Source organism: Winogradskyella sp. UBA3174 (genome assembly GCF_002364335.1).
Taxonomy (GTDB): domain Bacteria; phylum Bacteroidota; class Bacteroidia; order Flavobacteriales; family Flavobacteriaceae; genus Winogradskyella.
This window is the reverse complement of sequence record NZ_DEXW01000025.1, coordinates 34439-47093: the sequence shown is the minus strand read 5'-3', so window position 1 is coordinate 47093 and position 12655 is coordinate 34439. Positions and strand designations below refer to the sequence as shown.

11 protein-coding genes are annotated in these 12655 nt (G+C 33.3%); 7 read left to right on the top strand and 4 right to left on the bottom strand.

The annotated features are described in order from the left end of the window. Positions 1-30: 30 nt before the first annotated feature. Positions 31-2037, top strand: coding sequence for an excinuclease ABC subunit UvrB (gene uvrB, locus B2U95_RS02685; RefSeq protein WP_296312460.1), 2007 nt, complete (start codon positions 31-33; stop codon positions 2035-2037). 71 nt (positions 2038-2108) lie between these two features. Here uvrB and B2U95_RS02680 read toward each other — a convergent pair whose 3' ends face one another. Continuing rightward, entirely contained in the window at positions 2109-2510 is a 402-nt protein-coding gene (locus tag B2U95_RS02680) for a TerB family tellurite resistance protein (protein ID WP_296312455.1), read from the bottom strand. Between the two features lie 372 nt (positions 2511-2882). Between B2U95_RS02680 and B2U95_RS02675 the strand changes: the two genes are divergently transcribed. Next, a complete protein-coding gene (locus B2U95_RS02675; RefSeq protein ID WP_414727657.1) occupies positions 2883-3152 on the top strand; it encodes a DUF1456 family protein in 270 nt (89 codons plus the stop codon). A gap of 30 nt (positions 3153-3182) precedes the next feature. Here B2U95_RS02675 and B2U95_RS02670 read toward each other — a convergent pair whose 3' ends face one another. The 3 genes from B2U95_RS02670 to B2U95_RS02660 all read right to left on the bottom strand — a co-directional run bounded on the left by B2U95_RS02670 (position 3183) and on the right by B2U95_RS02660 (position 5623). After that, the gene (locus B2U95_RS02670; protein ID WP_296312451.1) at positions 3183-3509 is read right to left on the bottom strand and encodes a hypothetical protein; all 327 of its coding nucleotides are present in this window, start codon (positions 3507-3509) and stop codon (positions 3183-3185) included. 128 nt (positions 3510-3637) lie between these two features. After that, positions 3638-4828 (bottom strand): ADP-forming succinate--CoA ligase subunit beta, encoded by a 1191-nt coding sequence (sucC, locus tag B2U95_RS02665; RefSeq protein WP_296312448.1) that lies wholly within the window; start codon positions 4826-4828, stop codon positions 3638-3640. Between the two features lie 138 nt (positions 4829-4966). Continuing rightward, entirely contained in the window at positions 4967-5623 is a 657-nt protein-coding gene (locus B2U95_RS02660) for a hypothetical protein (protein WP_296312445.1), read from the bottom strand. A gap of 113 nt (positions 5624-5736) precedes the next feature. Between B2U95_RS02660 and lysA the strand changes: the two genes are divergently transcribed. From lysA to B2U95_RS02635, 5 genes are all read left to right on the top strand, one after another. Continuing rightward, positions 5737-6942: a diaminopimelate decarboxylase gene (gene lysA, locus B2U95_RS02655; RefSeq protein ID WP_296312441.1), complete on the top strand. Its 1206-nt coding sequence runs from the start codon at positions 5737-5739 to the stop codon at positions 6940-6942. Positions 6943-7109: 167 nt separating this feature from the next. Continuing rightward, entirely contained in the window at positions 7110-7838 is a 729-nt protein-coding gene (locus tag B2U95_RS02650; RefSeq protein ID WP_296312438.1) for a hypothetical protein, read from the top strand. 98 nt (positions 7839-7936) lie between these two features. Beyond that, complete coding sequence (locus B2U95_RS02645) at positions 7937-9124, top strand: DUF1624 domain-containing protein (RefSeq protein WP_296312436.1); 1188 nt, start codon at positions 7937-7939, stop codon at positions 9122-9124. A 44-nt stretch (positions 9125-9168) separates the two neighbouring features. Then, the gene (locus B2U95_RS02640; RefSeq protein ID WP_296312434.1) at positions 9169-12462 is read left to right on the top strand and encodes a S41 family peptidase; all 3294 of its coding nucleotides are present in this window, start codon (positions 9169-9171) and stop codon (positions 12460-12462) included. A gap of 9 nt (positions 12463-12471) precedes the next feature. Continuing rightward, positions 12472-12624 carry a hypothetical protein gene (locus tag B2U95_RS02635; RefSeq protein WP_296312431.1) on the top strand — a complete coding sequence of 51 codons (153 nt, stop codon included), beginning with the start codon at positions 12472-12474 and terminating at the stop codon, positions 12622-12624. Positions 12625-12655 lie beyond the last annotated feature (31 nt).

Sequence of the window (12655 nt, the reverse complement as noted above, 5' to 3'; positions counted from 1 at the left end):
TTCTGCTAATCTTATTCGTAACTTTGTTTTATGCGTTTTAAAATTGAATCAGAATTTAAGCCTACAGGAGACCAACCCCAAGCTATAAAGCAATTAGCGAGTGGTATTGAAAATAAAGAAAAGTACCAAACACTTTTAGGTGTAACTGGCTCTGGTAAGACATTTACCGTTGCTAATGTTATTGAAGAAGTACAAAAGCCAACCCTTGTTTTAGCTCATAACAAAACGTTAGCAGCACAACTATACTCTGAGTTCAAACAATTTTTTCCTGAAAATGCAGTTGAATATTTCGTATCCTATTACGATTATTACCAACCCGAAGCTTACATCCCAGTTTCTGGTGTTTATATAGAAAAGGATCTATCTATTAATGAGGAAATTGAGAAGATGCGATTAAGCACTACTTCTTCCTTATTGTCTGGTCGTCGCGATGTTATTGTTGTCGCTTCTGTATCCTGTTTATACGGTATTGGAAATCCTGTTGAGTTTCAAAAAAATGTGATTTCAGTAGAACGCGATCAAATTATTTCGCGTACCGCATTATTGCATAAGTTAGTGCAGAGTTTATACTCGCGTACAGAAGCTGAATTTAAAAATGGAAACTTCAGAATTAAAGGAGATACGGTAGATGTATTTCCTGGCTATTCAGATAATGCATTCCGAATTCACTTTTTTGGTGATGAAATTGAAGAAATTGAAGCCTTTGATGCGAGAACAAATGAAATTATTGAGCGTTACGACCGCCTAAATATCTATCCTGCAAATATGTTTGTCACATCACCTGATGTTTTGAATGGAGCCCTAAAAGATATTCAAGATGATTTAGTAAAACAACACGATTATTTTAAAGGTATTGAAAAACACCTTGAAGCCAAACGTTTAAAAGAACGCACGGAATTCGATTTAGAGATGATCCGAGAGCTAGGCTATTGTTCTGGAATTGAAAACTATTCGAGATACTTAGATGGCAGAGCACCAGGAACGAGACCTTTCTGTTTACTCGATTATTTTCCTGATGATTATTTGATGGTAGTAGATGAAAGTCATGTTACAATTTCGCAAGTACATGCCATGTATGGAGGGGATAGAAGTCGAAAAATAAACTTGGTAGATTATGGTTTTCGCCTACCAGCTGCTATGGACAATAGACCTTTAAAATTTGAAGAATTTGAAGCACTACAAAACCAAGTGATTTATGTAAGTGCCACACCTGCAGATTACGAAATGCAAAAAACTGACGGTATTTTTGTGGAGCAAGTGATTCGCCCAACAGGCTTATTAGATCCCATTATTGAAGTAAGGCCAAGTTTAAACCAAATTGACGATTTAATAGAAGAAATTCAAGATCGTGTGGAAAAAGACGAACGTACTTTGGTTACAACATTAACCAAACGTATGGCTGAAGAGTTGACAAAATATTTAACGCGTATTTCTATTCGCTGTCGCTATATCCATAGTGATGTTGATACGTTGGAACGTGTAGAAATAATGCAAGATTTACGTAAAGGTGTTTTTGATGTTTTAGTGGGAGTTAATTTACTTCGTGAAGGATTAGATCTGCCGGAAGTTTCTTTAGTTGCCATATTAGATGCAGATAAAGAAGGTTTCCTGCGTTCTAACCGTTCTTTAACGCAAACTGTTGGTAGAGCTGCAAGAAACTTAAATGGTAAAGCTATAATGTATGCTGATAAAATTACAAGGAGCATGAAACAAACTATTGATGATACTGAGTATCGTCGCGAAAAACAAATTGCCTATAATACAAAACATAACCTTGTACCTACAGCATTAAATAAGAGTTTAAACAGTGCATTATCAAAAAATTCTGTGAGTACTTATAGAACCGAACTTGATGCTAAAATAGCGGCAGAACCAGAAAGCGAATATCTAACAAAAGGTGAATTAGAAAAGAAAATTAGAGAAAAGCGTAAGAATATGGAGCAAGCTGCAAAAGCATTAGACTTTATGGAAGCGGCACGTTTTAGAGATGAAATTACGGCTTATCAGGGTAAATTAGAAGGATTGAAAGTGAAGTAGTTGAACTTGTTCCTTACTAAGTCTAGAAGTTAAAATCTAAAATCACTTACCTACATATTGAGCATTGACTACTAATTATATTGCACCTTAAAGATATCAATCAGAAAATCTGGTGGCACTATTTTATTAGGAAAACTATCCATTAAATCTAACACACGATTAATAGACTCGTGACTTAAACCCATTCGTAAACCAAAGTTGTGAATTTTAACCAACTGTTTAGGTGCGACTTTATGATCCAAGTTCATTAAAAGTACAAGTCTGTGAAATTGTACAATACGTTCACTATGTGTTTTTAAATGCACATAATTAACAGGGTGCATAAATAGATATTCAAAATCTTCTTTAGATATATCTAGTTGTTTAGCGATACTGAATAAAAATTTATATTCAATAGTCTTTATATTTTCATCTGTTTGAGCGAAAGCAATCATTTCTGATAATAAGCTCAATTTTTCAGCACGGTTAATCATTATTAAAGGGAATTATTTATAATGTAAAGTTACAGAGATACATTATTTTATTGTCGTTGATATCTTGTATCTTGTCGAAAAATTAAATGTATTTTATCGGAATTTTTTAGCGTTGGTCATGTCAGTACAGTGGCTGTAATTAAAGACTGAAGTACCTTTAAGAGCACTACATCTTGTTTTTCTAACAATTAACCTCTCAAACATGCGCTTTAACTGATTTCAGAATTTGATATAATTAAAATAAGCTCTAGTAAACTGCTTTTATTTGAGAAATTTTACAAAACATAAATCAGTTAACTTTAAATCAGCTTGCCATAACATCTTTTAATAACAAATAAATTCTCTTAATAAGAGCCATTAAATAAAATTACTATGACTAATAATGACATATTTAAGAAACTAAGAGTTGCGCACAAGCTAAGAGATGATGATATCGTAAAGATTTTAACCTTGGTTGATTTTAGAATTTCTAAAAGTGAACTCAATGCTATGTTTAGAAATGAAGACCATCCAAAATTTATGGAATGTGGAGATCAGGTTCTAAGAAATTTCTTAAATGCCTTAATTATTCACCTAAGAGGTCCTTTACCTAAGAAAGGTGAAAAACCAAATACAAACAAACAAAAAAAGAGCAACGATTAACGTTGCTCTTTAAAATAAAACCTAAACTCCTCAATTCGATTTAGTCATCTTTACAGGAATCTTAAACGACTTAGTATCGCCACTAGCTGTCTTAGATATCTTCTGATAGTTTAAACGACTCTTAATGTACTTTTCTACTGATTTGTTATCAGTATCCACTGATAATACCACAATTTCATCATTTTGATTTATGAAAATAGCAACCATGGCATTGACTTCTTTGTCCAATTGAAAATCAGGATTTTTCAATAGTTCTCCAACAGTTTCAGTGATTGAAGCTGGTTCAGCTTTTTCGATCGGGTTTGTACTTGCTGTGAGTTCACTACTAAACGTAATCGCTACGACTAGTACTAACATTTTTAATGTTTTCATAATTATTTGTTTTTATAAGATTGATACTTAATAGACGCCTAATTACTAAAGCAGTTACAGTTCTTAACACTGTTTAACATTGGTTATCAAATATTTAACACTAATGTTAAATATTAAGAAAGGACTGCCTGTACTTTATCTGCAGCTTCTTGAAATTCTGTTGCACTCATTACATCTAAACCAGAATTATCAATTAATTCTTTAGCGATGTCTGCATTAGTTCCTTGCAAACGCACAATAATTGGCACAGAAATATTACCCATGTTCTTATAAGCATCAATAACACCTTGTGCAACACGATCACATCTTACAATACCACCAAAAATATTTATTAATATGGCTTTTACAGCAGGATCTTTTAATATAATACCAAAGGCTGCTTCTACTCTAGCAGCATCTGCTGTACCACCTACATCTAAAAAGTTTGCTGGCTCACCACCTGCTTGCTTTATTAAATCCATAGTTGCCATTGCTAAACCAGCGCCATTTACCATACAACCAACGTTTCCTTCTAAGTCCACATAGTTTAAACCTAAAGCGCCTGCTTCAACTTCAATTGGATTTTCTTCACGTAAATCACGTAATTGTGCTAAATCTCTGTGTCTGTATAAAGCGTTAGCGTCTAAAGTAACTTTAGCATCTACTGCCATAATCAAATCGTCACTTGTCTTTAAAACCGGATTGATTTCAAATAAAGAGGCATCAGATTTAACATAAGCGGTATATAAAGCGGTAACAAATTTTGTCATTTCTTTAAAAGCTGTACCAGATAAACCTAAATTAAAGGCTATACGACGCGCTTGAAAAGGTAAAATACCAGTTGATGCATCAATTTCTTCATTGTGTATTAACTCTGGGGTTTCTTCTGCAACTGTTTCAATGTCCATTCCACCTTCTGTAGAATATACAATCATATTTCTACCTGTTCCACGATTTAATAACACAGACATATAATATTCTTGTGGCTCATTTTTTCCTGGATAATAAACATCTTCGGCAACTAAAACTTGATGGACACGTTTCCCTTCTGCTGAAGTTTGAGGTGTTACCAAATCCATACCTATTATTTTTCCTGCAATTTCTTCAACTTCATTTAGGTTTTTAGCCAATTTAACGCCTCCACCTTTTCCACGTCCACCTGCATGAACCTGAGCTTTAATAACATGCCAACCTGTTCCTGTCTCAGCAGTTAATTGCTTTGCTGCATCTACAGCTTCTTTAGCACTTTGAACAACGATTCCGCGTTGAATACGTACTCCAAAACTGCTTAATAATTCTTTTCCTTGATATTCGTGTAAATTCATTTTTATCAGAAATTTATTTCGTTGAGCAAAAATACGATAGTTAAGCGTTTTTGCCAATAGTTTTCATTATTGATTTAAACTCTTAATATTTAAAGAAATAATAAGTACTATTTATCATTTTTATTGCTGTAAAATATTTTAATCTTTTAAACGCTTAATTACTGAAAACGCTTTATCTACTAAGTAGTCCTCTACGACCAAAGTAAACTCATTGGTTGTAGAAACAACCTCATATAATGTGATTTTTTCCCAAGCCAAACGTTTAAAAATTTGGTAGTATAAACCAGCTATTTTTGAGTTTCCTTTTGGTAAGTAGATACTAATGGCACACAATTTATCTTGTAACCCAATTTGAGTTTCATTTTTAAATGCGTTTAAGATGCTTCCTTTTTCCGAAGTAGATATAATAATATTACTCTCAAACATACCACGTGTAAACGCATAAAAAATCTGATGATTACTACTCATTTTTTCTAAAACTTGAGTATGACTATTTATCAATGTATTAGAGTTCTGAAATGTAAAGTCGCTTAAATTTGAACGTACTGTAATATCACCCAAATTTTTAAAAACCTTTTTTAAACGAATAGAATTATCAAGATTCAAAGGGTTTTGTTGGCGTCGTAATGCCATCATAATTGCTCCATCTTTGACGGGTTTCCGAAGCATTTCAGAAATAGGCTGATTTAAATCTTTTGCTAAAGCAGAAAAATTAATGATTTGTCGTGATAAGCCTTCCTCTAAAAAAGGACTAGACATTATTATTTCCTGAACACAAGAGGCTATTGTTTTCAATTTGTTAATTATTTAACATTTTGTGCTAAATTAGTACAATTTTTTAATTTTTATGTTTTTAATTCGACTTACATATATTTTTGATGCTCTATACATATTAAGATTTATAACCAATGAAACATAATACCTTATTAAAGATTGCGAAAGACTTTGGAAGTCCTATTTACGTTTATGATGCTGAAACTATTGTTAGTCAATACAAACGACTAACAAATGCATTTAGCAAAGTGAAAAAGCTGAAGCTGAATTATGCAGTTAAAGCACTCTCTAATATTTCTGTTTTAAAATTATTTAACTCGCTTGGTTCTGGTTTAGATACTGTTTCTATACAAGAAGTACAATTAGGTTTAAAAGCTGGCTTTAAACCAGAGGATATTATTTTTACACCAAATGGAGTATCACTCGAGGAGATTGAAAAGGCAGCTAAACTAGACGTACAAATTAATATAGACAACCTTTCAATTCTAGAACAATTTGGTACTAAACACCCAAAAGTACCAGTTTGCATTCGTATTAATCCGCATGTTATGGCTGGTGGAAATACCAATATTTCTGTTGGACATATAGATAGTAAATTCGGAATTTCAATTCATCAAATTCCACTTTTATTACGTATTGTAGAAAACACAAAAATGAATATCAACGGTATTCACATGCACACAGGTAGTGATATTTTAGATATTGATGTCTTTTTATATGCCAGTGAAATTCTATTCGAAACCGCTAAGAATTTTAAAAATCTAGAATTTATAGATTTTGGTTCAGGATTTAAAGTACCTTATAAAATAGGTGACATTGAAACTAATATTAAAGAATTAGGCGATAAACTATCAACGCGTTTTAATGAGTTTTGTAAAGCCTATGGCAAAGATTTAACCTTAGCTTTTGAGCCCGGTAAATTTTTAGTTAGCGAAGCTGGAGTATTTTTAGCTAAAGTAAATGTGGTGAAACAAACAACATCAACCGTTTTTGCTCAGATAGATTCTGGTTTCAATCATTTAATACGACCAATGCTATATGGTTCTCAGCACGAAATAGAGAATATCTCAAACCCAAAAGGGTGTGAACGTTTTTACTCAGTGGTTGGCTACATCTGTGAAACAGACACATTTGCAAATAATAGACGTATTTCTGAAATAAACGAAGACGATATTCTATGCTTTAAAAATGCTGGAGCCTATTGTTATTCTATGACTAGCAATTATAATTCGCGGTACAGACCTGCTGAAGTATTAGTCCACAAAGGTAAAGCTCATCTTATAAGAAAACGTGAGACTTTTGATGATATATTACATAATCAATTAGAGATTACGCTCTAAAAACCTAAAGCGTTAGATTTCTCCAAGTTATGTCATAAAATTTCTTACCTTTATAATAACCAATTAGTTACGAATTAATTACAGTAGAAAGTTTACTATTTCTTAAGTCTATTAGTTGCATATGTTATTGGTTAGCTATTAATATTAATTAACTAAATCAATACATTATGAAAAAACTAGGTTTTTTACTTCTTATTGTACCCTTCTTTCTGATGGGGCAAGACGACTCAAGCAGCATTAACAATGTAACTCACATTGAAGTAAAAATTGGACATGAGGCTCAATTTGTTGAAGGTGTAAAAATGTACAATAAATGCTACTCTGACAATAGCGGTGATGCAAAATGGAATTTTTGGAGACAAGTTCAGGGGACCAATACAGTTTATGCTGTTACAGATATGATGGAAAATTGGGCAGAAATGGATGATGAAAATGATGAAGCAAGGAACAAGTGCCGTAACTTATTTCCAGATTTTGTTTTACCTCATATAAAAGAAACAAATTATATGATTACTGAGACTATGCCAGACATCAGCAACGATTCCACAGAACCAAAGGATAAAGTTTGGGTTACTTATTTTAGAGTAAAAAATACAGTAGATTTTATGTCTGTAATAAAAGCTATTTCTGGTGAAATTAAGAAAGCAGAAGGTGACGAGCGTGCTTATTGGTATTCTGTAGTTGGAGGCTCTACTGAATCAGCAGATTACATGGTGGCTTGGACATTTGATAAATATGCTGATTTAGACAAAGATATGGACGGTGTTTGGCAGATTTACGAGAATGTGCATGGTAAAAAGAAAACCGAAGAAATGCGTACAAAATTCAGGAATTCTCTTGATAATTCATGGGGATATATATATGACAAAAGTGATGACATGTCTAAAACTGACTAAAATAGACATCTCTTTATTAAATATAAAAAAGCGTTACTTAGTTGGTAACGCTTTTTTATATTTTTAAACTTCTATCAATTCTTAACTAAAAAAGGAAAATGCCACCAATCAAATCAAAAAGAATAGAATCTATAGATATTCTAAGAGGTCTCGTCATGGTTATTATGGCTCTAGATCATGTTAGAGATTACTTTCATATCAATGCCTTTTCTGATAATTACCCTGAAAATTTAGAAACTACAAATATTATCCTTTTCGGCACACGATTTATTACGCATTATTGTGCGCCTGTATTTGTATTTCTTGCTGGTACATCTGCATTTTTATATGGACAAAACAAACCCAAAGGACAGCTTTCAAAATTTTTAATCTCACGTGGATTATGGCTTGTTTTTGTGGAAATTATAATCAATAACTTTATTTGGTGGTTCGATGTTAACTACGGCTTTATTCAACTTCAAGTGATTTGGGCTATAGGAGTATGTATGCTAGTTCTAGGCTTAATTATTTATCTACCTAAGCGAATTATACTCTTTTTAGGATTACTTATTATTTTTGGGCATAACGCTTTAGACGGCATCATAAAACAAGGTGATAGTTTGGGGTCGATACTTTGGTATATGTTTCATCAAGCTCAAGGGGTTAGTATAGGTCAAGGTCATTTTTTAAGGTTTTCCTATCCTTTATTACCTTGGATTGGTGTTATCCTACTAGGCTATTGCTTTGGTGAATTCTATAAAAAAGATGCTTCTGTCACCTTTAGGAAAAAATGGCTTTTATACATAGGCATATCGGCTACAGTCTTATTCTTTACAATGAGAGGGTTTAATTTTTATGGTGATTTAAGTCCATGGGCATATCAAGAAACAAAAGAAAAAACGATAATTTCATTCTTTAATGTCACAAAATATCCGCCTTCATTGGTATATATTCTTATCACTTTGGGGCCTGTACTTTTATTTTTATACTTTATTGAAAGTATTAAAAACGCAGCTACTAACTTCTTGCTAGTCTTCGGACGTGTGCCTTTCTTTTATTACATATTGCACGTCTTGATAATTCATATAGGAGCTATAATAGGGTTATTGCTTACTAGAAAAGATTGGAAACTCATGATACTAGATAATGAAACTTTTGTTTCTGGTAAATTACAAGGCTATGGCTATTCATTATTTACTGTATATCTAGTGTGGATTGCTATTGTTTTGCTTTTATATCCTATTTGCAAAAAATATATGACGTATAAAGCCAACAATAAAGACAAATGGTGGCTTAGTTATTTGTAATTTTATGACATCAATCTTAATCCAACTCATTTTACCATCCTAGCATGAAAAATTTTATCAAAAAAAATCATTTTACAATTTGTTTTTTTATTTTATTTCTATTCTCAAGTTTAATTTCGTTCGCACAAGGCACTAGGTTACTACGTCAACCAGATATAAGTGCGACCCACATTACATATGCTTATGGTAGTGATCTTTGGGTTTCAGAATTAAATTCTCAAGAAGCCAAGCGCATCACCTCTACCGCAGCCAGTGAATCTAATCCTTACTTTTCACCTGATGGCAATTGGATTGCATTTAGTTCTAACAGAGCGGGAAGAAACAATGTTTATATCGTTTCAAAAAATGGTGGAGAACCAAAACGTTTAACATGGCATCCGAGTGGATCTACAGTTAGAGGGTGGACAAATGACGGAAAGCACATATTATTTGCAAGTGATAGAGACACAGCACCACGACCATATAACAGACTTTACACAATTTCTATTGAAGGTGGCGCACCTACATTGTTAACCAAACAATGGAGTCACGACGGTTCGTATTCACCAAACGGAAAACAAATGATTGTTGATAAAATGGATCGTTGGGATATAGAATGGCGTGCTTATAGAGGTGGACAAAACACACCGCTTATTATATTAGATTTAGAAAGTCAGAATGAAGTTTTACTACCTCATGAAAACACAACGGATATTCAACCTATGTGGCTTAGAGATAAAATTTATTTTTTGTCTGATCGCGATTTAGTGGCTAACATTTGGTCTTTTAATCCTGCTTCTAAAGTACTTGAACAAATTACAAAATTTAAAGGCTCTGATATTAAATGGCTAAATGGTCATAATGATACTTTAACTTATGAGCGTGATGGATTTTTGCATACTATAACTATTTCAACTGGTAAATCAACACAATTGAATATTAATGTGGTTGGAGATTTTCCTTGGACAGAAACAAAATGGGAAGATGTCTCCAACTCTACACGTTCTGCATCACTCTCTCCAAACGGCAAACGTGCTATTATGCAATCTCGTGGAGATATATTTACGGTTCCTGTTGAATTTGGAGATTCTAGAAATATTACCGAAACGTCTGGCACAGCAGATAGGAGACCGATTTGGTCACCAAAAGGAGATAGAATCGCTTGGTTTTCTGATGCTGACAGAAAAGGGTATGCTTTAATGCTATCATCACAAGATGGATTGTCTGAACCTGAAGCAATTTCAATAGGAAAATCTAAATTAGGTTGGAGTCCAAGTTGGTCACCAGATGGCAAACATATTGCTTTTGTAGATGATGATGTACGTTTGCGTTATGTAAACTTAGAAACCAAAAAAGTTAAAACCTTTGATATTGGTGGCAATAATTTAGAACGTGGAAGTATCGAATTAAAATGGTCGCCAGATAGCAAATGGATTGCCTATGAAAAATCTGCTTCTAATAACTTTAGACAAATTTATATCTATTCCATAGAAAAGGATATTTCAAAACCACTTACAGATCCTTTTGCAGATTCTTTCTCTCCTGCTTGGGACTTAAATAAAAAACAACTTTACTTTTTGGCAAGTACGGAAGTCGCTCTAGGTTCAGGTTGGGCTAATACAAGTTCAATGACTGCTGACCCTTCCTACTCTGCTTATGTTGTCAATCTAGATGCTAATGATGATTCGCCTTTTAAACCAAAAAGTGATGAAGAAGACGTAAAAGAAGACGTAAAAGAAGAAGAAGAAGAAGAAGACGAGGAAAAAAATGATGACAAAAAAGAAGACAAAGACTCTAAAGAAAAAAAAGAAGATAAAGCGGAAACAATGCATATAGATTTTGAAGGTATTGGAAGACGCACATTGGCATTACCTATGCCATCAAGAAACTATGGTTATATAATTGCTGGTCCAAAAGGCTCTATCTTTATTTCTGAATACACGCCAAACGGAAGAGGTGCTACGCTTCATAAATTTAGTCTCGAAGACCAAGAAAGTAAAGAATTTACTTCTGGAGCAAACTCAGTTTCTGTAACGTCTAATGGAAAACACATGTTAGCGCGTTTAAATGGTAGTTGGAAAGTTATTAAAACCAGTGGACCTAATGCTAAAGGTGCAAAAGGTCTTAAGGTAAATCTTCAAATGAAATTAGACCGTTCTGCGGAATGGGAGCAAATGTTTGAAGAAGCTTGGCGTTATGAGCGCGACTATTTTTACGACCCAAATATGCACGGTCGCGATTGGAAAGTCGTTTATAAACGTTATGCTCCTTTGGTTCCTTTTATTAAACACAGAGCTGATTTAACCTATATTTTAGATCAAGTTAATGGTGAATTATCCGTTGGACATAGCTTTGTACGTGGTGGAGATTATCCTGATGTGGAACGCACAATAACGGGTTTACTAGGTGCAGATATTACACCAAATGATGGTCACTGGCAAATTGAACGTATTTACACTACAGAAAATTGGAATCCTGGATTAACAGGTCCTTTAGACGCTCCTGGTTTAAATATTAAAGAAGGCTATTATATTGTTGGCATTAATGGCAATAAAGTAAAAGCTGATGAAAATTTTTATAAATATTTAGATGGCACCTCTGGTAAACAAACCATTCTTCATATTAATGATAAACCTGAATTTAAAGGGCATTGGACAGAGATTGTAGAACCAATACGAAGCGAAAACTCTATAAGACAACGTACTTGGGTTGAAGATAATCGCAAATTAGTTGATAAACTTTCAAATGGTCGCCTAGGTTATATTTGGGTTCCTAATACTGGTGGTCCTGGCTTTGTATCATTTAACCGTTACTATTTTGCACAACAAGATAAAGAAGGAGCTGTTATTGATGAGCGCTTTAATGGTGGTGGTTTATTAGACGATTATATGGTCGATTTAATGACACGTAGTCTAAGAGCAGGTTTAACAAATGAAGTTCCTAATGGAAAACCTATGAAACTTCCGGCAGGAATATTAGGACCGAAAGTGTTATTGATTAATGAACTTGCTGGTTCTGGTGGTGACTTTTTTCCTTGGGTATTTAGACAGCAAAACGCTGGGAAACTAATTGGAATGACAACTTGGGGAGGTTTAGTAAAATCATCAACACATTATGCTTTAATAGATGGCGGAAGCTTAACTGCCCCAGATAATGCTGTGTTTGACCCAATAAACAACAAATGGATTGCTGAAAATATAGGAGTTGCTCCAGATATTAAAGTTAGACAAGACGCGAAAGCATTATCTAATGGAACTGATCCACAACTCGAAAGAGCTGTTGAAGAATTAATGAAGCAATTAGGCATTAAAAAAGAAATAAAAAAACCAAAATTTCTACAACCAGCAAAAGGAAATTAAAATAAAATAATGACAGGATTAGATTTAGTTATGGTATTTGCCATTATCCTTTTCGCGAGATTAGGAGTTAGGTTGGTAACGCGGTATATTAAGATGAAAAATGAAGATGATACTGATGAAAAGAATGATACTGATGAAAAGAATGATTTAAGTAATTCTTAATATTAATATTAAGAATTATACAAACAATAAA

Coding starts and splice junctions, on each gene's coding strand:
- uvrB (WP_296312460.1), top strand. CDS start 31: ATGCGTTTTAAAATTGAATCAGAATTTAAGCCTACAGGAGACCAACCC.
- B2U95_RS02680 (WP_296312455.1), bottom strand. CDS start 2,510: ATGATTAACCGTGCTGAAAAATTGAGCTTATTATCAGAAATGATTGCT.
- B2U95_RS02675 (WP_414727657.1), top strand. CDS start 2,883: ATGACTAATAATGACATATTTAAGAAACTAAGAGTTGCGCACAAGCTA.
- B2U95_RS02670 (WP_296312451.1), bottom strand. CDS start 3,509: ATGTTAGTACTAGTCGTAGCGATTACGTTTAGTAGTGAACTCACAGCA.
- sucC (WP_296312448.1), bottom strand. CDS start 4,828: ATGAATTTACACGAATATCAAGGAAAAGAATTATTAAGCAGTTTTGGA.
- lysA (WP_296312441.1), top strand. CDS start 5,737: ATGAAACATAATACCTTATTAAAGATTGCGAAAGACTTTGGAAGTCCT.
- B2U95_RS02650 (WP_296312438.1), top strand. CDS start 7,110: ATGAAAAAACTAGGTTTTTTACTTCTTATTGTACCCTTCTTTCTGATG.
- B2U95_RS02645 (WP_296312436.1), top strand. CDS start 7,937: ATGCCACCAATCAAATCAAAAAGAATAGAATCTATAGATATTCTAAGA.
- B2U95_RS02640 (WP_296312434.1), top strand. CDS start 9,169: ATGAAAAATTTTATCAAAAAAAATCATTTTACAATTTGTTTTTTTATT.
- B2U95_RS02635 (WP_296312431.1), top strand. CDS start 12,472: ATGACAGGATTAGATTTAGTTATGGTATTTGCCATTATCCTTTTCGCG.